The sequence below is a fragment of the Nocardioides sp. Root140 genome, assembly GCF_001426745.1.
Classification (GTDB): domain Bacteria; phylum Actinomycetota; class Actinomycetes; order Propionibacteriales; family Nocardioidaceae; genus Nocardioides.
Map to the genome: position 1 here is coordinate 207,021 of NZ_LMFI01000001.1, position 23,884 is coordinate 230,904.

A 23,884-nucleotide genomic window follows, 5' to 3' on the forward strand; every position below is an offset into this window, starting at 1 on the left:
TTCGTCGCACGCTGGGCCGATTGGCCTCAACTACCCAGGGCAGAACGAGCCGGTCGGCCCGGCAGACGCAGTGGTCGCCGGACCTCGTCGTCGCGCCGCGGTTGGGTGTCTTGCCTCTCGTCAGGCCCTTCGGCGGTACGCCGGCGGCACGGCGTTGAACGCGTCGCCGACCCGGTGCACGTGCAGTGCGTTGGTCGAGCCGGGGGTGCCGGGCGGCGTGCCGGCGATCAGCACTACCAGCTCACCCGCGGCCACCCGGCCGGAGGCGAGGAGTGCCTCGTCGATCTGCAGCACCATGGCGTCGGTGTTCTCGACCTCGGCGCTGACGAACGTCTCGACGCCCCAGGAAAGGCTCAGGTGCGAGCGGACCAGGGGGACGGGCGTGAAGGCCAGCACGGGGATCCGGCTGCGGTAGCGCGAGAGGCGGCGGGCCGAGTCGCCGGTGGTGGTGAACGCGACCAGGTAGCGGGCACCCAGTCTGTCGGCGACCTCGGCCGCAGCCTTGGCGATCACGCCGCCCTTGGTGCGTGGCTGCCAGTCGATCGCCGCCATCCGGGCCAGACCGTGGTCCTCGGTGGACTCGATGATCCGGGCCATCGTGGCGACGGCGGCGACGGGGTGGTCGCCCACGCTGGTCTCGCCGGAGAGCATCACGGCGTCCGCGCCGTCGAGCACGGCGTTGGCGACGTCGCTGGCCTCGGCCCGGGTGGGTTGCGGTGCCGAGATCATCGACTCGAGCATCTGGGTCGCCACGATGACCGGCTTCGCGTTGCGGCGGGCCTTCTCGATCACCTGCTTCTGCAGGAAGGGCACGTCCTCCAGTGGGCACTCCACGCCGAGGTCGCCGCGGGCGACCATGAACGCGTCGAACGCCTTGATCACCTCGTCGAGGTTGTCGATGGCCTGGGGCTTCTCGATCTTCGCGATGACCGGGCGGACGATGCCCTCCTCGCGCATGATCGCGCGGACGTCCTCGGCGTCCTGGGCCGAGCGCACGAACGACAGCGCGATGTGGTCGACGCCCAGGTGCAGGGCGAAGCGCAGGTCGTCCTTGTCCTTCTCGGACAGGGCCGGCACCGACACCGCGACGCCCGGGAGGTTGATGCCCTTGTGGTTGCTGATCGGCCCGGCGACGACGACCTCGGTGTGCACCTCGGTGTCCTCGACGGCGGTGACCTCGAGGGTGACCCGTCCGTCGTCGATCAGGATGCGCTCGCCGGGGGAGACGTCGCCCGCCAGGCCGGCGTACGTCGTGGAGCAGAGGCGCGCGTCTCCGGGGACGTCCCGCGTGGTGATCGTGAAGGGGTCACCCTGGGCCAGCCGGATCGGGCCGTCCGGCACGAGGCCGAGGCGGATCTTGGGCCCCTGCAGGTCGGCCAGGATGCCGACGCCGCGGCCCGAGGCCTCGGCGGCCTCGCGCACCATCAGGTAGGACTTCTCGTGGTCGGCCTGCGTGCCGTGGCTCATGTTCAGGCGCGCGACGTCCATGCCGGCGTCCACGAGCGCGCCGATCTGCTCGGGGGTCGAGGTGGCCGGGCCGAGGGTGGCGACGATCTTTGCTCTGCGCATGAGACCGACGGTAGGCGCGTCGGCTCGTGCGTGGGTGACATCCGAGCAAGGATTCCACAATCTGGAATAGAAATTCCGAAATCGCGCCGAGTGACGCACTTCTGACCCATGCGGGTGATGTCGTGGTCGGCCGCTGCGGACTAGCGTTCTGACATGGGATTCGAGGTCGCGGCCGACGCCTACGGCAGGTTCATGGGCCGCTACTCCACGCCGATGGCCGAGGAGTTCATCCGTGCGGCGGGGGTGCGTGCCGGCCAGCGCGCGCTCGACGTCGGCTGCGGTCCCGGCGCGCTCACCACGGTGCTGGTGCGAGAGCTGGGAGCCGAGGCGGTCTGCGCGATCGACCCGTCCGAGTCTTTCGTAGCCGCGTTCCGCGACCGCCTCCCAGAAGTCGACGTACGACGGGGGTCCGCCGAGGCGCTGCCGTACGACGACGACACGTTCGACGTGGCGATGGCCCAGCTGGTGGTGCCGTTCATGGCCGACCCGGTGGCCGGGCTGCGCGAGATGGCCCGGGTGACCAGACCCGGGGGAGTCGTGGCGGCCTGCGCCTGGGACCACGCCGGCGAGCGGACCCCGCTGACGACGTACTGGCGGGCCGCCGAGCGAGTCGAGCCGGGGGGTGCCAGCGAGGCGAACATCCCCGGCTGCCGGCGCGGCCACCTCGCCCAGCTCTTCGCGGAGGCCGGCTTCGAGGACCGGGTGGAGTCGGAGCTCACCATCCACGTGCACCTGCCCACGTTCGAGGACTGGTGGGAACCGATGACGAACGGCACCGGACCGGTCGGCGACCACTACGCGCGACTCGACGAGGAGAAGCGCCAAGCCCTGCGTGAGGCCGCCGCATCCCTCATGCCGGCAACCGACCTCGAGATCACGGGTACGACGTGGTGCGTGGTCGGCCGCGTCTAGTCATGTGAGCCCGCTCAGCACCAACGCCGTACGCCGGTGCGCGACAGTGCCAGGTCACGGCGGAGCACCGACAACCTCCGGCCCTGGTTGTGACAGGCCCGCCTGAAGTCGCGGTCGCGGTATTCGACGACGAGGACCCGGCGTCCGTAGTGGGCCGCGTAGGCGCCGCACTCGTGCCAGCGCGCGCACTCCTCGGCGACCGCGAAGTCGAAGCCGATGCGTCGTCCGTCGAGGGCCGGCCAGTTCTTCTGGGCGACCGAGAGCCCGGACCGGTGGGCCCGGCGCGTCAGCAATGCGGCGTACGCCTTGGTCTGGCGCGGCGTGATGAGTCGTCGGCTGCGGGAGAACGAGTCGAGGTTGTCGAGCTCGACGGCGTCGAAGCCGGCCCGGGCGCAGCCGGACATCCACGCGCCCACGATGTGGGCGAGGGCGCGCCGCTTGGCCGGTGTACGGAGGTCGAGGAGCTTCTCGCCCCAGGCCGAGTCGACGACCGGGCGACCGTCGCGCTTGAGGATCAGGTGCTGGCGGGTGCGCCAGAACCGTCCTTCGTCGGGCTGGGTCTGGAACGCGTTGACGTAGCAGATGTTGTAGCGGCCCCGGACCGGCGTCGCGCGGCGATCACGCAGCACGACGCCGACCGACGCCGGCACCGGCCGGGCACCGCCGAGCTGGTAGTCCCAGTGGGTCCCGACCGGCAACGGCAAGCGGTCGGCGGCCTGCGCCGTGCCGGGGACGAGCGCGCCCACAGACAGAGTGACCAGCGTCAGCCCGGCGACGGCCAGCATTGCCGCGAACCAGCGCATCAGCCCTGCAGTCGCGCCATCCAGGCCTCGACGTCGGACGACGTGCGGGGCAGGGACTCCGACAGGTTCTTGAACCCGTCGGCGGTGACCACGATGTCGTCCTCGATGCGGATGCCGATGCCGCGCAGCTCCTCGGGGACGAGCAGGTCGTCCTCCTGGAAGTAGAGCCCCGGCTCGACCGTGAGCACCATGCCCTCGGCCAGGTCGCCCTTCGGGTAGACCTCCGGCGCCGCGGAGCCACAGTCGTGCACGTCGAGGCCGAGCATGTGGCTGGTGCCGTGGAGGGTCCAACGGGAGTAGACCTTCGACTCGGGGTCGAGCGCCTCCTCGACGGAGACCGGGAGCAGGCCCATGTCGCCGAGCCCGGTGGCCAGCACCTCCATCGCGGCGTGGTGCGCGGCGAGGAAGGGTACGCCGGGGCGCACGGCCTGGATGCCGGCCTCCTGCGCGGTGTGGACGAGGTCGTAGAGGTCGCGCTGCAACGGGGTGAAGGTGCCGTCGACCGGGATCGTGCGGGTGACGTCGGCGGTGTAGAGGTTGGTGCCCTCGACGCCCATGTCGAGCAGCAGCATCTCGCCGGGCGTGACCGGGCCGGAGTTCTCGATCCAGTGCAGGGTCGTGGCGTGGCTGCCGCCGCCGACGATGGAGTCGTAGCCGATGTCGTTGCCCATCGCGCGCGCCCGGCGGAAGAACGTGCCCTCGATCCAGCGCTCGCCGTACTTCAGGACGTTGTCCCAGTCACGGACGGAGTCCTCGAAGCCGAGCGTGGTGATGTCGCACGCCTCGGCCAGCTCGCCGAGCTCCCAGTCGTCCTTGACCAGTCGCATCTCGGACGCGACGCGGGCGAAGTCGCGGTCGCGCTCCTCGTCGCCGGTGACGAGGCCGTCGACCGTGCGGTCGATGCCGCGCAGCACGCGGGTCTTCCCGGTGCCGGACAGCGCCGCCGGCAGGTCGTCGATGTGCTTGGTGGTCACGCCGAGGGACGCGGAGATCTCGCCCAGCGAGGCACGCCGGCCGGCCCAGAGTGCGCCGTACTGGCGGTCACGGAAGAACTCGTCGGTGTCACGGCCCGAGCGCGGGCGCGCGTAGAGCACCGCCTCGCCACCGTCGACGACGAGCACCGCGTCGGAGGTCTGGTTGCCGGAGAAGTAGGTGTGCGCCGTGTCGGGGCGGAACCGGTAGTCGGTGTCGTTGGCGCGCACCTTGTAGTTGCCGGCCGGGATCACCAGGCGCTCACCGGGGAACGCGTCGGACAGGCGCTGGCGGCGGGCCGCGGCGGGCGCCGTCACGGGATGCGGGGGTACGTCGGACTCGCGGTCTGCCCAGCCCTGGCGCATGAAGGCGGACCATGCCTCCGGGACGGCCTGGTCGTGGGACTCGGTCTTCGGCTGGGGTGTTGCCGAATGGTCAGAGGACTCGGGGTGTGTGTTCTCGATCTCGCTCACGACTCCACCATACGACTCACCCGCCACGCGAGCAGATACGCTTCCCCCCATGCCTGTACGCCGCCACGAGAGCCTCGTCTTCACCATCGTGGTCTCGTTGATCGCGGCGCTGGCGGCGATCCCGATCGCGTTGGTGACAGCGCTGTCCGGAGAAGGCCCCTCGGTGGTGCTCGCGGCGATCTTCGCGCTGGTCCCGGTCGGGCCGCTGATCGCCTGCTACCTGTGGCTCGACCGCTACGAACCGGAGCCGAAGACGCTGCTCGCGCTCGGCCTGGCCTGGGGTGCCTTCGTCGCGACGTTCCTGGCCCTGGTGGTGCAGGGCGTCGGCGGTTTCGTGGGCGGCTGGTCCAACGAAGCATCCTTGGCGATCGTCGCGCCGCTGTCCGAGGAGCTCACCAAGGGACTGTTCCTGGTGCTCCTGCTGGTCTGGCGACGCCAGGAGTTCGACGGCATCCTCGACGGCATCGTCTACGCCGGCATGGTCGGCATCGGCTTCGCGTTCACCGAGAACATCCTCTATCTGACCGCGGCCTACAACGGCACCGAGGGCGGTGCGCCCGGCGGGCTCCCCGGACTCGGCGCGACCTTCGTGGTCCGCTGCATCGTCAGCCCGTTCGCGCACCCGCTGTTCACCGCGATGACCGGCATCGGCATCGGGTTGGCGGTCTCGAGCCGGTCGACCGCCGTCCGCATCCTCGGCCCGGTCGTCGGCTACGCCCTCGCGGTCGGGCTGCACGCCGCCTGGAACGGTTCGACGCTGCTGGCCAACGGCGCCGGCTTCTTCGGCGTCTACCTGCTGGTGATGATCCCGGTGTTCGTGCTGCTCGTGGTGCTCGCGGTGTGGACCCGCACCCGTGAGCGCGACCTGCTCGCCCGGGCACTCCAGGACGCCGCGGCCCGGGGCCTGATCGCGCCGCAGGACATCCCGCACGTCGTCGACCTGCGCGCCCGACGCCAGGCCCGCGCCTTCGCCCGGGCCCGAGGCGGTGCCCGCGGCGCGCAGGCGATGAGGGACTATCAGCAGGCGGCAGTCGAACTGGGGTACCTTCACCATCGCGTGCTCCGGGGCACGGCGCCCCGTAACTTTGCCCAGCGGGGACAGGCGTTCGTGGAGCGCATGCACGCGGTTCGGCCCCTGATCGCGTTCCCCACGCCCATTCCTGCAGGAGGCCGTCACCGATGAGTGGCTCCACGACGATGCTCACCGCGCTCGTGCGACTGCGCGGCGCGCTCCAGGAGTCGCCGCTCCCGCTCGACGTACCCGGGGTGGACGAGCAGCGTGCCGCTCGCACCGAGATGGTCGACCAGCTCGAGGACTACGTCATCCCGCGTTTGATGACGATCGACGCGCCCCTGCTGACCGTGGTCGGTGGCTCGACGGGCGCCGGCAAGTCGACGCTGGTGAACTCGCTGGTCGGCACCCGGGTGACCGAGCCCGGCGTGCTCCGCCCGACGACGCGGTCTCCCGTCCTCGTGCACAACCCCGAGGACGCGCACTGGTTCGGCCAGGACCGCATCCTCCCCGACCTCGAGCGCACCGAGCGGGCCACCGGTGACCCGTCCGCCCTGCAGCTGGTGCCCGCGGACTCCGTGCCGGCCGGGCTGGCCGTGCTCGACGCACCCGACATCGACTCCGTCGAGGAGCGCAACCGCACCCTGGCCGCGCAGCTGCTGGCCGCCGCCGACCTCTGGCTCTTCGTCACCTCCGCCGCGCGGTACGCCGACCAGGTGCCGTGGGAGTTCCTCAAGCAGGCAGCCGACCGCAGCACCGCGGTCGCGATCGTCCTCGACCGCACTCCCGCCGACGCCATCGAGACCGTTGCCGCCCACCTGGCCCGCATGCTGGCCAGCCGCGGGCTCAAGGACTCGCCGCTGTTCGTGGTCACCGAGGGCACCGTCGACGACCAGGGCCTGCTGCCCGCCGCCGCGGTGAAGGACATCAGGGGCTGGCTCGAGTCGCTGGCCGCCGACGCCGACGCGCGGGCTGCCGTGGTCAAGCAGACCCTCGAGGGCGCCATCCGCTCCGTGTCCTCGCGGGCGTACGCCGTCGCCGACGCCCTGGACGAGCAGGTGGCGGCCACCGCATCCCTGCGCGCCGACGTCGACACGGCGTACGACGACGCGGCCGAGGCGATCGCCAGCGCCAGTGCCGACGGCACCCTGCTGCGCGGCGAGGTGCTGGCCCGGTGGCAGGAGTTCGTCGGCACCGGAGAGCTGCTGCGTTCCCTGGAGTCCCGGGTCGGACGCGTGCGCGACCGTGTGGTCGCCGCCGTGAAGGGCAAGCCGCACCAGGCCGAGCGGGTCACCGTCGCGGTCGAGTCCGGCCTCGAGACGCTGCTGCTCGAGCACGCCGAGGCCGCGGCCGAACGTGCCGCCGGGGCCTGGCGTTCGACCGCCCAGGGCAAGGCCCTGCTGGCCGGTGGCTCCGTCGACCTCGGCCGGGCGTCACGCGAGTTCCGGCGCGACGCCGAGCGGGCCGTGCGCGAGTGGCAGCAGGACGTGCTCGACATGGTGCGCAGCGAGGGCGCCGACAAGCGGGGCACCGCCCGGTTCCTGGCCTACGGCGTCAACGGCCTCTCGGTTGCCCTGATGGTGATCGTCTTCGCCCACACCGCCGGCGTGACCGGTGCCGAGGCCGGCATCGCGGGGGGCAGTGCGGTGATCGGGCAGAAGCTCCTCGAGGCGGTGTTCGGCGACCAGGCGGTCCGCGAGCTGGCCGAGCGGGCCCGGCGCGACCTGACCCGGCGGGTGGACGCGTTGCTGGCCACCGAGCGTGCGCGGTTCACGACACTCGTCGACGCGCTCGGGGTCGACGCCGACGGGCCGGAGCGGCTGCGCAAGGCCGCCCGCAGGGTCACCGACGAGCGATTCGCGAACCGTGAGCGTCCCGGCGGCGGCGACCATTCGGCCTGAGCACCAGCCGTTGCATAGAGTTTCGCCACAAGCCCATGTGAATCTCCGAGGGAGAAGATGACGTCGTTGCTCGAAGGGGCCAAGAAGCTGGTCTCCAGGGGATCCGATCTGGGAGCTCGCGTCGCCGGGCTCGAGGCCGCCGTGCAGCAGGCACGCGGCCGGCTCGACGACGCCCTCGTCGACGAGGGCCAGGCCGTGGTGGACCGCGCGAGCAGCCGCCTGCGGCTCTCCGCCGAGCACACCGTCATCGCGCTGGCCGGTGCGACCGGGTCCGGCAAGTCCTCGACCTTCAACGCACTCACCGGGCTCGAGCTCTCCGCGGTCGGCGTACGCCGCCCCACGACGTCGTGGGCCACTGCCTGCGTGTGGGGCCGCGACGGCGCCGAGGAGCTGCTGGAGTGGCTCGGCATCCCCTCCCGGCACCAGGTCACCCGCGACTCCATGCTCGACACGGGTCGCGAGGACAGGCGCCTCAACGGCACCGTGCTGCTCGACCTGCCCGACCACGACTCCACCGAGGTCTCCCACCACCTCGAGGTCGACCGGCTGGTCAAGCTGGCCGATGTGCTCGTGTGGGTCCTCGACCCGCAGAAGTACGCCGACGCCGCGGTGCACGACCGCTACCTCAAGCCGCTGGCCGGCCACGCGGGCATCATGATCGTGGTGCTCAACCACATCGACACCGTCGCCCCCGACCGTCGTGACGCGATGGTCGCCGACGTACGCCGGCTGCTCGACGCCGACGGCCTCGGCGAGGTGAAGGTGCTCCCGATCAGCGCACGCGAGGACCTCGGGCTCAACGCGCTCAAGGACGAGCTCGCCAAGCGGGTGGCCGGGAAGAAGGCCACCAAGTCGCGGCTGGAGGCCGACGTGAAGGCCGTCGCCGAGAGCCTCTCCGCGGCCTCCGGCACCGGCCGTGCCGCCTCTCCGACCAAGGAGCGCGTCGCCGAGCTGGAGAACGCCTTCGCCGACGCGGCCGGTGTGCCGATCGTGGTCGACGCAGTGGAGTCCTCCACCCGGATCCGCGCCGGACGGGCCACCGGCTGGCCGGTCACCTCCTGGATCTCGAAGCTCAAGCCCGACCCGCTCAAGCGGCTGCACCTCGACCTCGGCAAGGAGGGGCGGGCGCTGACCAGGGCCTCGCGCACCTCGATCCCGCAGGCCACCAAGGTGCAGCGGGCCCGGGTCGATGCGGCCGTGCGTGGTGTCGCCGACGAGGTGGGCTCCGGGCTGACCGAGCCGTGGCGTACCGCGGTCCGCAACGCCTCGGTGTCCAACAACGAGCGCATCGGCGACGAGCTCGACACTGCGCTGGCCGGCACCGACCTCGGCGTCGCGAAGCTGCCGTGGTGGGCCAGCACCGTCCGGGTGCTGCAGTGGTTGCTGATCCTCACTGCGCTCGCCGGGGGCATCTGGCTCGGCGTGCTGGCCGTGATGGCCTACCTGCGCATGCCCGAGCCGCCGACGCCCGACCTGGCCGGCTTCCCGATCCCGACGCTGATGCTGATCGGGGGAGTGCTGCTCGGCATCGTGCTGGCCCTGTTCTGCAAGGTGCTGGTCTCACTGACCGCGCGGTCGCGGGCGCGCGCCGCCGACAAGGGTCTGCGGGCGCAGATCCGCGGGATCAGCCAGAACCTCGTGATCCAGCCGATCGAGGGCGAGCTCGACGCCTACGGCCGGGTCCGCGAAGGTCTCGCCGCCGCCCTGCGCTGACCTGTCGCCAGTTCGGGTCGACCTGTCGCCAGTTCGGGTCGACCCGTCGCCAGTTCGGGTCGACCCGTCGCCAGTTGCGACGGTGGGCGACCGGTTTTCGCTCACATGTCGGTTCGTGTGCGGGTTCTCCACAGTGCGTGCTGCTCGGGCCGGCGTTCGTCGTACCGGCTCCGCAGTCTTGTCCCATCGAAACCGATCGAGAGACAAGGACGCACGACATGAACGAAACGATGATCACCTTCCAGGGCTGGGTCGGCACGGAGGTGAACTTCCGTGACGCGGGCGGCGCACCGTTGGCCACCTTCCGGGTCGCCTCCACGCCGCGGCGCTACAACAAGCCGCAGTCGGCGTGGGTCGACTCGCCGACCAACTGGTACACCGTGAATGCCTGGCGCACCCTCGGCATCAACTGCGCGGAGTCGCTGGCCTCCGGCCACGCCGTGGTGGTGCACGGCCGACTCACCGCCCAGATCTGGAAGGACGAGCAGGGCAACGAACACGTCAACCACGTGGTCGAGGCGATCTCGGTGGGCCACGACTTCAACAAGGGCACGGCCTCGTTCACCAAGAGTGAGGGCGGCTCGGGTGAGGGAATCGACCCGCAGGTCATCGCCGAGCACAACGCCGGCTTCGGCGTCGGTGGGCCCCAGATCAGCAGCAACGGCGAGACGATCGACGACTTCGTGGCCCGCGAACGCACCGAGGAGCCGGCCGCCTGAGCGACCGACTCCCGGTGCTGCACCGGGCGACCGGGGTCAGGGTCGGTACGACGTCCAGACCGGGTTCTCGGCGATGGTCCTCAACTGTGCCAGCGTGAGGGCCACGTCGGGAGCCGTGGGCGTCGCACCGTAGGGCCACTTCTCGGACAGGGTGTTGGCCACGTTGATCATCACCGTGCCGTTGTCCGGGGTGACCAGGGTGACCGACAGGTCACGCACGCCTTTGACCGTGGTGTCGAGGATGCGCCCGATTACCCGGCCGGCGTCGTCACGGATCACCGTGCAGTCCTTCGGATTCGTGACCCCGGCCGGGTCGCAGTTGTAGCGGGCATCGCCTTCCGGCCCGGCCGGTTCGACCGGGTCGTCCTCCGAGGATTCGGCGTCGGGCTGCGACTCGCCGATCGACGACGGGACCTCCGACTCCTCCCCACCGTCGACGGTGGAGGCGCCGGCAGGCTCGCTGCCGGAGAAGGCCAGGTTGACCTTGCCGGGCCCGTCCTCGGTGGTGAGCGTGGCGACCAGATAGCCCTCCATCTCGGCCAGTGGCTCACCCGGTGCACGGTCGGTGTTGGTGGTCACCGGGTCGCTGAGCGTCACGCCGGCGGGGAGGAGGTCGGCGAGTGTCTCGGCCATCTCGCCGGCCGGCATGCTCCACCAGGCGGGGGCGTTCGGGTCGCGCTGCGTGCCGTCCTCGCTGGGCGACGAGGAGGGCTCGGTGGCGACGGCGCTGTTGTCGGGGCGCTCGTCGACCCCGTTGCCGCCGCCGATCACCATGGGTACGCCGATCGCCAGGGCGGCTGCTGCCACGCCGCCGGCCGCGAGTCCTCCGAGGCGCCGACGCGTCCGCATCCGGCGTCCGAGCCGGCGGGCGCCGACCTCGACACCGAGGGGTGCCGAGACGTCGTTCATCGAGGAGTGCAGCACGTCGCGCACTGCATGCTCGTCGTGGTCTGCCCAGTCGTCGTGGTGCGGTTCCAGGTTCATCGCTGGTCTCCATTCGCTGAATCGGACAGGGCGGCAGGTTCACCCAGCAGCTCCCGCAGGGAGCGGAGCGCGCGCAGGCTGCGGTTCTTCACCGCCGGCTCGCTGATCCCGAGCTGGTGCGCGGTCTCGCGCAGGCTCAGGTCCTCCCAGTAGCGCAGCACCACGACGGCCCGGTCGAGTCGCCCGAGCGTGCCCAGTGCCTGCATCAGGGCCAGGCGTTGGGCCGGGTCCGCGTCGGTCGCTCCACGGTCGGGCAGCTCGGCGAGCGTGAGCTCCGTGCTGCTGCGCCGACGCCGTTCGGAGAGGAACGACTTGGTGACGATGCCGTGCACGTAGGCCACCGGGTCATCGGCACGGGCCACCCGCGACCAGGCGACGTACGCCTTGGCGAGGGCGATCTGCAGGAGATCCTCGGCACCGTGCGGCGAGGTGGTGAGCAGGTAGGCGTGCCGGTAGAGCTGGTTCGACCGTGCGGCGACGAACTCCGAGTAGTCGCGATCGTTCCCCCGTGGGTCCTTCACGCCTGCGCCTCCTTGTCCGTTCGGTCCCCCGTTGGGACCGTCACCCTCAAGACGCCCTCACCGGACGATTGGTCTCAGACAGGTTCCTCGGCGGGCACCGGTTGGAGCCGAACCGCCCGCGCACCGTAGGCTCGCGCCCATGGCTGAGTATGTCTTCACACTGCGTAACGTCCGCAAGGCGCACGGCGACAAGGTTGTCCTCGAGAACGTCACCCTCTCGTTCCTCCCCGACGCGAAGATCGGCGTCGTCGGGCCCAACGGCACCGGCAAGTCGTCCCTGCTGAAGATCATGGCCGGGCTCGACAAGGCCAACAACGGCGACGCCATCCTGACCCCTGGCGCGACCGTCGGCATGCTCCAGCAGGAGCCGCCGCTGTCCGAGGGCAAGACCGTCCTCGAGAACGTCGAGGAGGCCGTCGCCGAGACCAAGGCCAAGATGGCACGCCTCGACGCGCTCTACATGGCCATGGGTGACCCCGACGCCGATCTCGACAAGATCAACGCGGAGGCCGGTGACCTCCAGAGCGAGCTCGACGCCGCCAACGTGTGGGACCTCGACAGCCGCCTCGAGCAGGCCATGGACGCACTGCGCTGCCCGCCGCCGGACACGATCGTCGACAACCTCTCCGGTGGCGAGCGTCGCCGGGTCGCCCTCTGCAAGCTGCTGCTCCAGCAGCCCGACCTGCTGCTCCTCGACGAGCCCACCAACCACCTTGACGCCGAGTCCGTGCAGTGGCTCGAGAACCACCTCAAGGACTACCCGGGCGCCGTCCTGGCGGTCACCCACGACCGGTACTTCCTCGACAACGTCGCGACCTGGATCCTCGAGCTCGACCGCGGCCAGGCCCACCCCTACGAGGGCAACTACACGACGTACCTCGAGACCAAGCAGTCCCGGCTCAAGATCGAGGGCCAGAAGGACGCCAAGCGCGCCAAGATGTTGGAGAAGGAGCTCGAGTGGGTCCGCTCCAACGCCAAGGCCCGGCAGACCAAGAGCCGCTCGCGTCTCGCGCGCTATGAGGAGATGGCCAAGGAAGCCGACCGGATGCGCAAGATCGACACGTCCGAGATCAACATCCCGGCAGGCCCACGACTCGGCGACATCGTGCTCGAGACCCATGACCTGGCCAAGGGCTTCGACGACCGCACCCTGTTCCACGACCTGTCGTTCACGTTGCCCCGCGCGGGCATCGTCGGCGTCATCGGCCCGAACGGCGTCGGCAAGACCACGCTGTTCCGCATGATCACCGGCGGCGAGCAACCCGACGAGGGCGAGCTCAAGGTCGGCCAGACGGTGAAGCTGTCGTACGTCGACCAGAGCCGCGGCGGCATCGACCCCAACAAGAACGTGTGGGAGGTCGTCTCCGACGGGCTCGACTTCATCAAGGTCGCCAACTTCGAGATGAACTCGCGGGCCTACGTCGCGTCGTTCGGCTTCAAGGGCCCCGACCAGCAGAAGAAGGCCGGCGTGCTCTCCGGTGGTGAGCGCAACCGCCTCAACCTGGCGCTGACCCTGAAGATGGGCGGCAACCTGCTGCTCCTCGACGAGCCCACCAACGACCTGGACGTCGAGACCCTGTCGTCACTCGAGGACGCGATCCTCGACTTCCCCGGCTGCGCCGTGGTCACCTCGCACGACCGGTGGTTCCTCGACCGTGTCGCCACCCACATCCTGGCGTGGGAGGGCGACGAGGAGGACCCGGCCAAGTGGTTCTGGTTCGAGGGTAACTTCGCCTCCTACGAGGAGAACAAGATCGAGCGCCTCGGCGCAGACGCGGCCCGTCCGCACCGCGTCACGCACCGCCGCCTCACCCGCGACTGACTCGGATGGCGGCACCCGCCGTACGACGTGAAGCGACCCGGACCGTGCACCTGCATGGTCCGGGTCGCTTCTTCGCGTTCTCGTGTGTCTAGACAGCCCCTGTGCACGATCGTGGTCGCTCCGCGAGCGCCCACGAGGCCGCTCAGCTGCCGGGGGTGCGGAGATCGGCCTCGGGGTGGTCCTCGGCCAGCTGGTCGACGACCGCGTCCATGACCCGGCCCATCGCGGCGAAGTCGTCGCCCGCGACGAGGTCGACCAGGTGGGCGCGGACGCCGGCCACGTGGATCGGGGCGGCCCTGACCAGCAGGGCGAAACCGGTCTCGGTGAGGTGCGCGAAGATGCCGCGCCCGTCGTCGGTGGCCTCGCTGCGGCGCACCCAGCCGGCGGCCTCCATACGCTTGATGGTGTGGGTGACCCGGCTCCGGCTGAACCGCATGGCGTCCGCCAGCGCGGACATCCGCAGGGAGTGGTCCTCGCGCTCGGAGAGGCGCACCAGCACTTCGTACTCGTTCAGGCCGATGCCGAAGGCGTCACGAAGCTCGTCGTCGAGGCGGTCCGTGAGCAGGGTGGTCCCCACCATGTATGCACGCCACGCACGTTGTTGATCAGGATCGAGCCAACGAGTCTTCGCGGCGGCAGCGTCCGAGATGCTGTCCGTCATGCCGGGCAGTCTAGACGTGCGGGACCCCCGAACATGCGATGTCGCGAATGACGAAGGCCCCCGGGAGTGTCCCGGGGGCCTTCGTACAGGCGGTGTGGAGCTCAGACGCGCTCGAGGATCAGCGCCATGCCCTGGCCGCCACCGACGCACATGGTGATCAGGCCGGTGGACTTGTCGTGCCAGTCCAGCGAGTTGATCATCGTGTTCTGCAGGCGCGCGCCGGTCATGCCGAACGGGTGGCCGACCGCGATCGCACCACCGTTGACGTTGAGCCGGTCGATGTCGATGCCGAGGTCCTGGTACGACGGCACGACCTGGGCGGCGAACGCCTCGTTGATCTCGACGAGGTCGATGTCGCCGATGCTCATGTTGGCGTTGGCCAGGGCGCGCTTGGTCGCCTCGACCGGGCCGAGGCCCATGATCTCGGGGGAGAGGCCCGAGACGCCGGTCGACACGATGCGCGCCAGCGGGGTGAGGCCGAGCTCGGCGGCCTTGGTGTCGGACATGATCACCACGGCCGCGGCGCCGTCGTTGAGGGCGCAGCAGTTGCCGGCGGTGACCACGCCGTCGGGCCGGAAGACCGGCTGCAGCTGCGAGATCGCGTCGTACGTGACGCCGGCCCGGGGACCGTCGTCGGTGGAGACCACGGTGCCGTCGGGCGTGGTGACCGGGGTGATCTCGCGGGCCCAGAAGCCGTCGTTGATCGCCTTCTCGGCCAGGTTCTGCGAGCGGACGCCGAACTCGTCGAGCTCCTTGCGGTCAAGACCGCGCAGCCGGGCGACGTTCTCCGCGGTCTGGCCCATGGCGATGTAGGCGTCGGGGAGCAGGCCGTCCTCGCGCGGGTCGTGCCAGTCCTGGCCGCCCTCGGCGTACTTGTCGGTGCGCGCGATGGCGTCGTCGAAGACCGCGTTGCGGGTGTTCGGGATGTGGTCGGAGGTGCCGTTCTTGAAGCGCGACACCGTCTCGACGCCGGCCGAGATGAACACGTCACCCTCGCCGGCCTTGATCGCGTGGAACGCCATCCGGGTGGTCTGCACCGACGAAGCGCAGTAGCGGGTGATCGTTGCGCCCGGCACCTGGTCCATGTCGTTGAGCACGTTGACGATGCGCCCCATGTTGTTGCCCATCTCGCCACCGGGGAGACCGCAGCCGAGGTAGAGGTCGTCGACCGTGTTGCGGTCGAGAGCAGGGATCTTGTCCAGCGCCGTCTTGACGATCAGTGCGGTGAGATCGTCGGGACGGAAGTCCTTGAGCGAGCCCTTGTTGGCTCGCCCGATGGGGGAGCGAGCAACGGAAACGATGACTGCCTCGGGCATGTTTCTCCGATCAGGGGTGAAGGGGTCGTGCTACTCCGGCCAGAGTAATCCGGTCCGACGTCTGTCCGGGGAGGAGGTCCCATCAGCCGGGCCCGCATCCCTCTGGGAGACTGACGGCGTGCGCCATGTCTACGAGTGCCCCATCCGCTGGGCCGACCTCGACCTGCTCGGTCACGTCAACAACGTGACGTACGTCGACTACCTCCAGGAGGCGCGCATCGACATGCTGCTGACGCACGCCCCCGACAGTCGCGCCAACGACCTGGCCGAGGGCGTGGTCGTGGTCAGCCACGACGTGAAGTACACCCGCCCGCTCACCTTCCGTGCCGAGCCGGTCAAGATCGAGAGCTGGGTCAGCGAGATCAGGGCGGCCACGTTCACGATGGCCTACGAGGTGTACGACGAGACTCCCGAGGGCCGCGTGGTCTACCTGCAGGCGACCTCGGTGCTCACCCCGTTCGTCTTCGCCGAGGAACGGCCGCGCCGCATCTCGGCCGACGAGCGCGCGACCCTGACCCGGTTCCTCGAGGACAGCCCGCTGCCGCCGACCGCGCCGCTGACGCCGGCTCCCGCCGTGGAGGGTGGGCACTACCCGCTGCGGGTGCGGTTCTCCGACGTCGACGTCTACGGCCACGTCAACAACGTGAAGTACTTCGAGTACTTCCAGGAGGCCCGCATCGCCTACATGATGCAGATCTGGGAGGGCGTCAGCGAGGGCACCACCCGGGTGCCGATGGTGCTGGCCCAGATGAACGTCACCTACAAGACCCCGATCCTCTTCCGCCCCGAGGCGTACGACGTCCGCTCCCGGATCTCACACGTGGGGAACTCGTCGTTCGTCGTCGAGTCGGAGATCCTCGACGGCGAGCGGGTGTTGAGCCGGGCCCGAGTCGTGATGGTGACCTTCGACCAGGAGACGCAGACCGCGGCCCCGGCCCCGGAGGCCTACCGCGAGGTGCTGCGGCGCGAGCTCACTCGAGCGAGTTGACCATGAACTGGGCTGCGTGTGTCACGTAGTCCCAGAACCGCTTGTCCTGTTCTGGTGTCAGCTCGACGGAGTCGAGACCGGCCCGGAAGTGCACCAGCCAGCGCTCGGCCGCGGCCGGGGTCACCGTGAACGGCGCGTGCCGCATGCGAAGACGAGGGTGGCCACGGTTGTCGGAGTAGGTCGTGGGGCCACCCCAATACTGCACCAGGAACAGCGTGAAGCGTTCGGTCGCGGGCCCGAGGTCCTCCTCGGGATACATCGGCCGCAGCAGCGGGTCGGTGGCGACGCCCTCGTAGAACCGGCCGACGATGCGGCGGAAGGTCTCGAAGCCACCGATCTCGTCGTAGAACGTCACGTCGTCGCTGCCCATGCCCCCATTGTGGCCGGGACGCCCGAACCGACTCCTACCCGGGGCCGACCCCGCCGTGGAAGACTCGGCAGCGTCCCGCCGACACCGGCACCCCATCCGCACACGGAGGAGCACCATGGCAACGACCCGCACCGCCAGCACTCGCTGGGAAGGCACCCTGTTCGAGGGCTCCGGCAAGGTCACCCTCGACTCCAGCGGACTCGGCACCTACGACGTGTCCTGGCCGGCCCGCGCCGAGGAGCCGGGCGGCAAGACGAGCCCCGAGGAGCTGATCGCCGCCGCACACTCGGCCTGCTTCTCCATGGCCTTCTCCAACGGCCTGGCCAAGGCCGGCACCCCCGCGACGACGCTCGACACCAAGGCCGACGTCGAGTTCACCCCGGGCACCGGCATCACCGGCATCCACCTGACGGTGGTCGGCGCGGTCGAGGGCATCGACGAGGCAGCGTTCGTCGCGGCCGCCGAGGACGCGAAGGCGAACTGCCCGGTCAGTCAGGCCCTCACGGGTACGACGATCACGCTGAGCGCGTCACTCGGCTGACGAGCCGTCCGCCTCCGGGGTGGGTGCCGTGGAGCCCGTCGGTGCCACGGCACTGCCCTGGTGGGCGGGGTCCCGCACGACCCACTCGGGATAGGGCACCTCGATGCCCTCGAAGTCGAAGCGCGCCTTGATCCGCTGGCGCAGCTCGCGACCGACCGCCCACTGCTCCTGAGGCGCGGTCTTCAGGGCGACCCGGATCAGCACGCCGTTGGCGCCGACCTCCTGCACGCCCCAGATCTCCGGCTCCTCGATGACGACACCGCGGAACTCGTCGTCCTGCCACAGGTCGTGGGCGACGTCGGCGAGCACGCGGCGTACGCGAGAGATGTCCTCGTGGTAGGCCACGGCCACGTCGAGCACGGTGCGGGCCCAGTTCTGGCTCATGTTGCCGACTCGCAGGATCTCGCCGTTGCGGACGTACCAGACGGTGCCGTTCACGTCGCGCAGACGGGTGACCCGCAGGCCCACCGCCTCGACCGTGCCGGTGGCCTCGCCGACATCGATCGAGTCGCCCACGCCGTACTGGTCCTCGAAGATCATGAAGATGCCGCTGAGGAAGTCGCGCACCAGCGCCTGGGCGCCGAAGCCGAGCGCGACACCGAGGATTCCGGCGCTGGCGATCAGTGGAGCCACGTCGTAGCCGAGCTCCGAGATCGTCATGATCAGCACGATCGTGAAGATCACGCCGGTGACGATGCTCTTGAGCAGCGAGCCCATGGTGCGCGCCCGAGCCATCCTGCGGGTGGCGGCGTCGGTGGGACTGATGCCGAAGCGTGAGCCGACGGAACGGCCGCCGAACGTCATGTTGCTGACCCGCCCGGTGACCGATCCGTCCTCGGTCTGGCGCACGACCCGGTCGATCAGTCGGTGGAGCAGCCACCTCGCGACGAGCGCGATCAGGATGAGCCCGGCGATCGCCAGGGGCTTGCCGATCAGCCACTCGGCGAGGTCGGCCGCGGTCTCGTTTCCGGTCATTTTCCAGACCACGCGGCAGGAGACTGCTCCGTCCTGTCCGCACTGGTCGTACTGGTCGAGTGCTGGCATGTGACGGAGGCTACGGGCACCATGGCGCGAGGCAAAGTCAGGAGCCGATATCATGCTGGGTGTGAACACCTCGACTGAATTTCGCGCGATGCGACGCGCTGCACGGTTCGCGACAGCCACGGCGATGCTCGGCATCGTCGGTGGAGGGGTGATTCTCGCTTCGCCGGCCGGAGCCAGCGTGCCCGACGGCTGGAGCAACCCGGCCGACGTCGACCCGGTGCACGCTCTCGCCCTGCTCGCGGGTGTCCCGATCCTCCTGTTCCTCCTGATCGCCCTGGCCGTCTACCTGCCGGCCCTGGCCCGCGGCGAGAAGCTCTCCGGCGGCGCCCACGGCCCCGACCCCGAGTGGTTCGGCGGCCCGCGCAAGAGCAACGACGAGCTCGCCGCTCCCGACACCGAGGCTTCGCAGGCGGGTGGCGCAAGTGGCAAGTGGTGACTACTTCAGCAACGCCGAGCGGCTCGCGATCGACACCACGATCCGCAAGGCGGAGCAGCTGTGCCGCTTCGAGTTCTCGGTGTTCGTCGGCCCGGTCGAGGGTGAGCCCCGGCCGTTCGCGACGCGCCTGCACAACACCCTGGTCGCACCGACCAAGAGCATCCTGATCCTGGTCGACCCGGGCTCGCGGATCCTCGAGATCGTCACGGGTGCCGCCGTACGCCGCAAGGTGACCGACGCCGAGATCGCGCACGTCGTGACCGCGATGCAGTCGCACTTCGCCGAGGGCAACCTCGCCGACGGCGTGCGCCAGGGCATCACGCAGATCGCCGAGCACGCCCACGGCCCGAAGACCCTGCACCAGACCAACGCCTGACTGACGCCCGGCCGACGCCCGGCAGGCTGGTTCACCGCTGTCGTTTTCCCCGGTGCACCGGGGAAACAGTTGCTCCCCACGGAAGACTTTCCGTGGGGAGCAACTGTATTTCGTGGTTGGCCCGACGGGCTACTGCGCGTCGCGCTCCTGGGCGGCCAGGTAGCGCGCGACGTCGGCCCGGCCCTCGAGCACGTAGCGCTTGGCGCCCGGGTTGGCCTGGGTCGACGCGAGCCAGGCATCCACGGTCTCGAGCAGCTCGGCCGAGGCCAGCACCCGCGGGAACATGTATTCCATGGCCACCGACGCCTTGTGCGCGCCGAGGGTGCTCCATGCCGAGTCGGCGGCCTCCAGGTACTTCGCGACGTACGGCGCCAGCACCTCCTCCTGGCCCGGCTGGTGGAACGAGAACGTGATGCTGCGCGCGGTCTCGTTGGGCGTCGACGCGTCGAGCATGGCGGCCTGGAACGCGGCGGCCTTGGCGTCGGCGTCCGGGCGCGCGGCACGGGCGGCGGCCGCGTGCTCCTTGCCGGAGATGGTGTTGTCGTTCTCCAGCTCGGCGTCGATGCGGGCGTCGTCGGCGCGACCGGCGCTGGCCAGCGCGGTCAGCAGCGCCCAGCGCAGGTCCTGGTCGACGGCGAGGCCCTCGAGCACCAGTGAGCCGTCGAGCAGGGCCTCGAGGTCGGCCAGTGCTGCGTCGGTGTGCGCCGTCGCCGCGAAGCTGCGGGCGAAGGTCAGCTGGTGGTCGCTGCCCGGCTCGGCCGAGCCGAGCAGCTCGCGCAGCCCGGTCTCCCACTGGTCGGAGAGTGCGGCACGGTTCGCCGGCGCGGAGAGGCTGTGCACCGCCTGGGCGGCGTACGTCGGGATGCGGCTGACGCCCCACGAGTCGGTCTCGGTGCCGATGTTGGCCAGCACCAGCTTCACGAAGTCGGTGGCCGCCATCTCGGCGTCGCGAGTCATGTCCCACGTCGAGCCCCAGCACAGCGCCCGGGCCAGGGAGTCCTCGAGCGAGGAGAGCCCGTCGATGACCGTCGCCAGGGACCGCTCGTCGAGCCGGATCTTGGCGTAGGCCAGGTCGTTGTCGTTGAGCAGCAGCAGGTCGGGCTGCGCCAGGCCGACGGCCTCGGTGATGTCGGTGGACTCGCCCTCGACGTCGACCTCGAGATAGGTGTCGCGGACCAGCTTGCCGTCGACCCGGTTGTAGAACCCGATGCCGAGACGGTGGCGACGCAGGGTCGGCCAGTCGGGGTGGGCGGTCTGGGCGACGGAGAGCGACGAGTAGTTGCCCTCGGCGTCGAGCTCGAAGACCGGGGCGAGCGTGTTCACGCCGGCGGTCTGCAGCCACTCCTTGGCCCAGCTGTCGAGCTCACGGCCCGACGCCTTCTCGAGGGCGCTGAGCAGGTCGGTGAACTCGGAGTTCCCGTAGGCGTGGTCCTTGAAGTACTGGCGCAGGCCGGCGAGGAAGGGGTCGAGGCCCACCCACGCGACCAGCTGCTTGAGCACGGAGGCGCCCTTGGCGTAGGTGATCATGTCGAAGTTGACCTCCACCGCCTCGAGGTCGTAGTTGTCGGCCGCGATCGGGTGCGTCGACGGCATCTGGTCCTGGCGGTAGCCGGTCTGCTTGCGCGCGTTGGCGAAGCCGGTCCAGGCGTCGGTGAAGTCGGTGGCCTCGGCCTCGCACCAGTAGCAGGCCCACTCGGCGAACGACTCGTTGAGCCAGAGGTCGTCCCACCACTTCATGGTGACCAGGTCGCCGAACCACATGTGCGCCATCTCGTGGGTGATCACCGAGGTGCGGAACTCGTAGAACGAGCGCGGCTGCCGGGAGCGGGGGAGGTACTCGTCGCGCAGCGTCACGCAGCCGGCGTTCTCCATGGCGCCCATGTTGTATTCGGGGACGTAGAGCTGGTCGTACTTCTCGAACGGGTAGGGGAAGTCGAACTGCTCCTCGAAGAACTCGAAGCTCTGGCTGGTCACCTTCACCAGCTCGTCGCGGTCGAGGAACTCCACCAGCGACTGGCGGCAGTAGTGGCCCAGCGGGATCGTGCCGAACTTGCCCTCGTAGGTGTCGAGGACCTCGTGGTACTCGCCGGCCACGACCGCGGTGATGTAGGTCGACATCTTCTTGGTCTCGGGGAAGTTCCACACCGAGTTGCCGTTGCCCAGGTCGGAGGGAGACGGGGTCGGCGCGTTGGAGACGACCTTCCAGTGCGACGGCGCGGTCACGTTGAACGTGAAGACGGACTTGAGGTCGGGCTGCTCGAAGGTGGTGAACACGCGACGGGCGTCGGGCACCTCGAACTGCGAGTAGAGGTAGACCCGGTCGTCGACCGGGTCCACGAAGCGGTGCAGACCCTCACCCGAGTGGGAGTACGTGCAGTCGGCGGTCACGACGAGCTCGTTCTCGGCGGCCAGGCCGGTGAGCGTGATTCGGCTGTCGGCGTACGCCGTCGCGGGGTCGACGGTCTCGCCGTTCAGCGTGATCGAGTGGATCGTCGCGTCGACCAGGTCGGCGAACGTGGTCGCGCCGGGCTCGGTGCACGTGAAGCGCACGGTCGTCGTCGAGGCGAAGGTGGTCTCGGACGTGGTCACGTCGAGGTCCACGGTGTAGGACTCGACACTGAGGAGGGCGGCGCGGATCTGCGCTTCCTCGCGGGTGAGGTTGGTTCCAGGCATGCTGCGCATCATGTCACCCACGTCACAACGCGATCCAATTGTTACCGACCTCCCGGGGAGCAAGTCCTGTGAGGCCGGGAACAATCGCCGGACCCGGCCGGTTGATCGTTGTATGACGAAAGCTGACTTCTGGTTCGACCCGCTGTGCCCCTTCGCCTGGCTCACCTCCCGGTGGGTCCTCGAGGTCGCGGAGGTGCGTGACATCGAGGTCGAGTGGCACGTGATGAGCCTCGCCTACCTCAACCAGGACAAGGACATCTCCGCCGACTACCGCAAGCTCCTCGAGCCGGCCTGGGGCCCGGTGCGGGTCGCGATCGCCGCCGAGCAGGCGCACGGCAACGAGGTGCTGCTGCCGCTCTACACGGCGATGGGCAACCAGATCCACCTGGAGAAGAAGCCGATTGACCGCGACCTGGTCGAGAAGGCGCTGGGCGAGGCGAACCTGCCACTTGAGCTGGCCGACGCGATGGACTCCACCGACTACGACGAGGCGCTGAAGAAGTCGCACCACGCCGGGATGGACCAGGTCGGCGAGGACGTCGGCACGCCCGTGATCTCGATCGAGGGCTCCGCGTTCTTCGGCCCGGTGATCACCAAGGTGCCCCGCGGCGAAGAGGCCGGGAAGCTCTGGGACGCGGCGGTCGGGCTGGCGGCGTACCCGTACTTCTTCGAGCTCAAGCGCACCCGCACCGGAGACCTCGACTTCAGCTGAGTCGCCCGTACGGCGACCCGGGCGGGCGGTACGACGACACGTCGACGGCTCGCGCCGGGTCGAATTTGTGACGGATGTGACGCATGATGGATCAGGTCATGTCTGTTACTCGGAAAGACCATGTCCGCCCGCCCGTTCGCGTTGCCCTGTGCGTGGCCGTCGTCACCGCCCTCGTGGGCACCGGCCTGGTCGCCCTGCTGTGGTCGGGCGACGACACCGACGACCACGCCGCGCGCACCACGAGCAGCGCCGCTCCCGACGTCCCCCTGGTGAAGGACAAGGGCAGTGTCGTGCGCGCCGCGACGGTGCCGCTGGCGCGAGGTCGCGGACTGGTCGCCGATGCGCGTGGGCGGCACCTGACGCAGCGTCTGACCACCGACGCCTACAAGATGGTCGCGGTCACCTGGGCCAGCGGCCGGCCCGAGGTGGACGTGCGCTTCCGCAACGCGCGCGGCTGGTCGGAGTGGACGCACCTCGAGGCGCTGACCGACGGGCCGACGGCCGGTGACGCCGAGTCACGGCAGGCCACGAGGCGCGGCACCGAGCTGCTCTGGGTCGGCAGGTCCGACGGCGTCCAGGTGCGCACGACAGCGACGACCGGCCTCGACCTCGTGCTGATCGACCCGGGTGTGCTGGCCGCGGACGCCACCGCGACCCCGGCCGCGTCCGCGACGCAGGGTTCGGGTGCGGCGACGGCGACGACCGTGGCCCGGACGAGGTCGGCAGGCACGACGTCGGCGGCTGCCCGCCCGACCAAGGCCCCCCGGCCGCCGCTCTACGGCCGGTCGGTGTGGAAGCCCAACCCCGACTACCTGAACGGTTCGCCGGTCTACACCAACATCATCAAGCAGGTGCACGTGCACCACACGGCCTCGGCCAACGACTACTCGCGTGCCGACGTCCCCGCCATCCTGCGCGGCATGTACCGCTACCACACGCAGACGCTCGGCTGGTTCGACATCGGCTACAACTTCCTGGTCGACCGCTTCGGCAGGAGCTGGATCGGCCGGTCGGGTGGGGCCCGCAAGCGAGTCCGCGGGGCGCACACCCTCGGCTTCAACCACAACAGTGTCGGCATCGCGGTGATCGGCAACTACGAGTCCAGGAACCCGACGACGTACGCCGTCACCGCGATCGTCCGTCTCGCGGCCTGGAAGCTCGACCTGGACGGCCAGCACGCAACGGGCCGCACCTGGATGTACTCCAAGGGGAGCGACAAGTATCCGGCCGGCAGGCGGGTTGCGCTGTACCGGATCGACGGTCACCGCGACACCAACGACACGGCCTGCCCGGGGGCACGCCTCTACCGGCTGCTGCCGGACATCCGCACGCGAGCCGAGCGCCGGCTCCGCTACTACAGCTGACG

Annotated in this window: 22 protein-coding genes; 12 read left to right on the plus strand and 10 right to left on the minus strand. The window is 70.0% G+C overall.

All coding sequences use genetic code 11. From position 1 onward, the window contains the following. Positions 1–120: 120 nt before the first annotated feature. On the minus strand, positions 121–1,569 hold the full coding sequence (pyk, locus tag ASD30_RS01035; protein ID WP_056675699.1) for a pyruvate kinase: 1,449 nt from the start codon (positions 1,567–1,569) through the stop codon (positions 121–123). Between the two features lie 153 nt (positions 1,570–1,722). On the opposite strand from pyk, the gene ASD30_RS01040 reads away from it, so the two are divergent. After that, complete coding sequence (locus ASD30_RS01040; protein ID WP_056675702.1) at positions 1,723–2,481, plus strand: class I SAM-dependent methyltransferase; 759 nt, start codon at positions 1,723–1,725, stop codon at positions 2,479–2,481. 14 nt (positions 2,482–2,495) lie between these two features. Here the strand turns inward: ASD30_RS01040 and ASD30_RS01045 are convergent, their stop codons facing one another. Beyond that, entirely contained in the window at positions 2,496–3,284 is a 789-nt protein-coding gene (locus ASD30_RS01045; protein WP_056675704.1) for an endo alpha-1,4 polygalactosaminidase, read from the minus strand. Continuing rightward, on the minus strand, positions 3,284–4,729 hold the full coding sequence (locus tag ASD30_RS01050; RefSeq protein ID WP_235532472.1) for an aminopeptidase P family protein: 1,446 nt from the start codon (positions 4,727–4,729) through the stop codon (positions 3,284–3,286). The genes ASD30_RS01045 and ASD30_RS01050 overlap by 1 nt, the downstream gene beginning before the upstream one ends. A gap of 49 nt (positions 4,730–4,778) precedes the next feature. Here ASD30_RS01050 and ASD30_RS01055 point away from each other — a divergent pair, with 49 nt between their 5' ends. The 4 genes from ASD30_RS01055 (at position 4,779) to ASD30_RS01070 (ending at position 10,074) form a co-directional block, all read left to right on the plus strand. Beyond that, complete coding sequence (locus ASD30_RS01055; protein WP_056675711.1) at positions 4,779–5,912, plus strand: PrsW family intramembrane metalloprotease; 1,134 nt, start codon at positions 4,779–4,781, stop codon at positions 5,910–5,912. Then, a complete protein-coding gene (locus ASD30_RS01060) occupies positions 5,909–7,642 on the plus strand; it encodes a dynamin family protein (RefSeq protein ID WP_235530197.1) in 1,734 nt (577 codons plus the stop codon). The genes ASD30_RS01055 and ASD30_RS01060 overlap by 4 nt, the downstream gene beginning before the upstream one ends. Positions 7,643–7,699: 57 nt before the next feature. Beyond that, positions 7,700–9,355 carry a GTPase family protein gene (locus ASD30_RS01065; RefSeq protein ID WP_056675714.1) on the plus strand — a complete coding sequence of 552 codons (1,656 nt, stop codon included), beginning with the start codon at positions 7,700–7,702 and terminating at the stop codon, positions 9,353–9,355. Between the two features lie 218 nt (positions 9,356–9,573). Further along, positions 9,574–10,074, plus strand: a complete 501-nt coding sequence (locus tag ASD30_RS01070; protein ID WP_056675716.1) for a single-stranded DNA-binding protein — start codon at positions 9,574–9,576, stop codon at positions 10,072–10,074. A 36-nt stretch (positions 10,075–10,110) separates the two neighbouring features. On the opposite strand, the gene ASD30_RS01075 is transcribed toward ASD30_RS01070, so the two are convergent. Next, entirely contained in the window at positions 10,111–11,058 is a 948-nt protein-coding gene (locus ASD30_RS01075) for a hypothetical protein (RefSeq protein ID WP_056675719.1), read from the minus strand. Next, positions 11,055–11,579, minus strand: coding sequence for a SigE family RNA polymerase sigma factor (locus tag ASD30_RS01080; protein WP_056675721.1), 525 nt, complete (start codon positions 11,577–11,579; stop codon positions 11,055–11,057). Before ASD30_RS01080 ends, ASD30_RS01075 begins: the two co-directional genes overlap by 4 nt. Before the next feature lie 139 nt (positions 11,580–11,718). Here ASD30_RS01080 and ettA point away from each other — a divergent pair, with 139 nt between their 5' ends. Beyond that, positions 11,719–13,401, plus strand: a complete 1,683-nt coding sequence (ettA, locus tag ASD30_RS01085) for an energy-dependent translational throttle protein EttA (protein WP_056675723.1) — start codon at positions 11,719–11,721, stop codon at positions 13,399–13,401. Positions 13,402–13,543: 142 nt separating this feature from the next. On the opposite strand, the gene ASD30_RS01090 is transcribed toward ettA, so the two are convergent. Both ASD30_RS01090 and ASD30_RS01095 read right to left on the minus strand, forming a co-directional pair. Further along, positions 13,544–14,062: a MarR family winged helix-turn-helix transcriptional regulator gene (locus ASD30_RS01090; RefSeq protein WP_056675726.1), complete on the minus strand. Its 519-nt coding sequence runs from the start codon at positions 14,060–14,062 to the stop codon at positions 13,544–13,546. 101 nt (positions 14,063–14,163) lie between these two features. Then, complete coding sequence (locus ASD30_RS01095) at positions 14,164–15,378, minus strand: acetyl-CoA C-acetyltransferase (protein ID WP_056675729.1); 1,215 nt, start codon at positions 15,376–15,378, stop codon at positions 14,164–14,166. Positions 15,379–15,496: 118 nt separating this feature from the next. Here ASD30_RS01095 and ASD30_RS01100 point away from each other — a divergent pair, with 118 nt between their 5' ends. Continuing rightward, entirely contained in the window at positions 15,497–16,366 is an 870-nt protein-coding gene (locus tag ASD30_RS01100) for an acyl-CoA thioesterase (protein ID WP_056675732.1), read from the plus strand. On the opposite strand, the gene ASD30_RS01105 is transcribed toward ASD30_RS01100, so the two are convergent. Beyond that, positions 16,350–16,736, minus strand: a complete 387-nt coding sequence (locus ASD30_RS01105; RefSeq protein WP_056675735.1) for a globin — start codon at positions 16,734–16,736, stop codon at positions 16,350–16,352. The genes ASD30_RS01100 and ASD30_RS01105 overlap by 17 nt on opposite strands. Before the next feature lie 115 nt (positions 16,737–16,851). On the opposite strand from ASD30_RS01105, the gene ASD30_RS01110 reads away from it, so the two are divergent. Further along, complete coding sequence (locus ASD30_RS01110) at positions 16,852–17,277, plus strand: OsmC family peroxiredoxin (RefSeq protein ID WP_056675739.1); 426 nt, start codon at positions 16,852–16,854, stop codon at positions 17,275–17,277. Here the strand turns inward: ASD30_RS01110 and ASD30_RS01115 are convergent. Then, a complete protein-coding gene (locus ASD30_RS01115; RefSeq protein WP_082563474.1) occupies positions 17,266–18,321 on the minus strand; it encodes a mechanosensitive ion channel family protein in 1,056 nt (351 codons plus the stop codon). The two genes, ASD30_RS01110 and ASD30_RS01115, sit on opposite strands and share 12 nt — an antisense overlap. A gap of 88 nt (positions 18,322–18,409) precedes the next feature. On the opposite strand from ASD30_RS01115, the gene ASD30_RS01120 reads away from it, so the two are divergent. Further along, positions 18,410–18,757, plus strand: a complete 348-nt coding sequence (locus ASD30_RS01120) for a hypothetical protein (RefSeq protein ID WP_156388844.1) — start codon at positions 18,410–18,412, stop codon at positions 18,755–18,757. Beyond that, a complete protein-coding gene (locus tag ASD30_RS01125) occupies positions 18,744–19,133 on the plus strand; it encodes a DUF5130 family protein (protein ID WP_056675747.1) in 390 nt (129 codons plus the stop codon). Before ASD30_RS01120 ends, ASD30_RS01125 begins: the two co-directional genes overlap by 14 nt. 129 nt (positions 19,134–19,262) lie before the next feature. Here the strand turns inward: ASD30_RS01125 and pepN are convergent, their stop codons facing one another. Next, the gene (gene pepN, locus ASD30_RS01130) at positions 19,263–21,806 is read right to left on the minus strand and encodes an aminopeptidase N (RefSeq protein WP_056679050.1); all 2,544 of its coding nucleotides are present in this window, start codon (positions 21,804–21,806) and stop codon (positions 19,263–19,265) included. Between the two features lie 112 nt (positions 21,807–21,918). Here pepN and ASD30_RS01135 point away from each other — a divergent pair, with 112 nt between their 5' ends. Then, positions 21,919–22,518: a mycothiol-dependent nitroreductase Rv2466c family protein gene (locus tag ASD30_RS01135; RefSeq protein WP_056675750.1), complete on the plus strand. Its 600-nt coding sequence runs from the start codon at positions 21,919–21,921 to the stop codon at positions 22,516–22,518. A gap of 152 nt (positions 22,519–22,670) precedes the next feature. Continuing rightward, a complete protein-coding gene (locus ASD30_RS01140; RefSeq protein ID WP_056675753.1) occupies positions 22,671–23,882 on the plus strand; it encodes an N-acetylmuramoyl-L-alanine amidase in 1,212 nt (403 codons plus the stop codon). The last annotated feature ends 2 nt before the right edge of the window (positions 23,883–23,884 follow it).

What these genes read in the sequence shown, in the direction of transcription:
- pyk (WP_056675699.1), bottom strand. Translation starts at nt 1,569, where the DNA reads ATGCGCAGAGCAAAGATCGTCGCCACCCTCGGCCCGGCCACCTCGACC.
- ASD30_RS01040 (WP_056675702.1), top strand. Translation starts at nt 1,723, where the DNA reads ATGGGATTCGAGGTCGCGGCCGACGCCTACGGCAGGTTCATGGGCCGC.
- ASD30_RS01045 (WP_056675704.1), bottom strand. Translation starts at nt 3,284, where the DNA reads ATGCGCTGGTTCGCGGCAATGCTGGCCGTCGCCGGGCTGACGCTGGTC.
- ASD30_RS01055 (WP_056675711.1), top strand. Translation starts at nt 4,779, where the DNA reads ATGCCTGTACGCCGCCACGAGAGCCTCGTCTTCACCATCGTGGTCTCG.
- ASD30_RS01060 (WP_235530197.1), top strand. Translation starts at nt 5,909, where the DNA reads ATGAGTGGCTCCACGACGATGCTCACCGCGCTCGTGCGACTGCGCGGC.
- ASD30_RS01065 (WP_056675714.1), top strand. Translation starts at nt 7,700, where the DNA reads ATGACGTCGTTGCTCGAAGGGGCCAAGAAGCTGGTCTCCAGGGGATCC.
- ASD30_RS01070 (WP_056675716.1), top strand. Translation starts at nt 9,574, where the DNA reads ATGAACGAAACGATGATCACCTTCCAGGGCTGGGTCGGCACGGAGGTG.
- ASD30_RS01075 (WP_056675719.1), bottom strand. Translation starts at nt 11,058, where the DNA reads ATGAACCTGGAACCGCACCACGACGACTGGGCAGACCACGACGAGCAT.
- ettA (WP_056675723.1), top strand. Translation starts at nt 11,719, where the DNA reads ATGGCTGAGTATGTCTTCACACTGCGTAACGTCCGCAAGGCGCACGGC.
- ASD30_RS01090 (WP_056675726.1), bottom strand. Translation starts at nt 14,062, where the DNA reads ATGACGGACAGCATCTCGGACGCTGCCGCCGCGAAGACTCGTTGGCTC.
- ASD30_RS01095 (WP_056675729.1), bottom strand. Translation starts at nt 15,378, where the DNA reads ATGCCCGAGGCAGTCATCGTTTCCGTTGCTCGCTCCCCCATCGGGCGA.
- ASD30_RS01105 (WP_056675735.1), bottom strand. Translation starts at nt 16,736, where the DNA reads ATGGGCAGCGACGACGTGACGTTCTACGACGAGATCGGTGGCTTCGAG.
- ASD30_RS01110 (WP_056675739.1), top strand. Translation starts at nt 16,852, where the DNA reads ATGGCAACGACCCGCACCGCCAGCACTCGCTGGGAAGGCACCCTGTTC.
- ASD30_RS01115 (WP_082563474.1), bottom strand. Translation starts at nt 18,321, where the DNA reads ATGCCAGCACTCGACCAGTACGACCAGTGCGGACAGGACGGAGCAGTC.
- ASD30_RS01120 (WP_156388844.1), top strand. Translation starts at nt 18,410, where the DNA reads ATGCGACGCGCTGCACGGTTCGCGACAGCCACGGCGATGCTCGGCATC.
- pepN (WP_056679050.1), bottom strand. Translation starts at nt 21,806, where the DNA reads ATGCCTGGAACCAACCTCACCCGCGAGGAAGCGCAGATCCGCGCCGCC.
- ASD30_RS01135 (WP_056675750.1), top strand. Translation starts at nt 21,919, where the DNA reads ATGACGAAAGCTGACTTCTGGTTCGACCCGCTGTGCCCCTTCGCCTGG.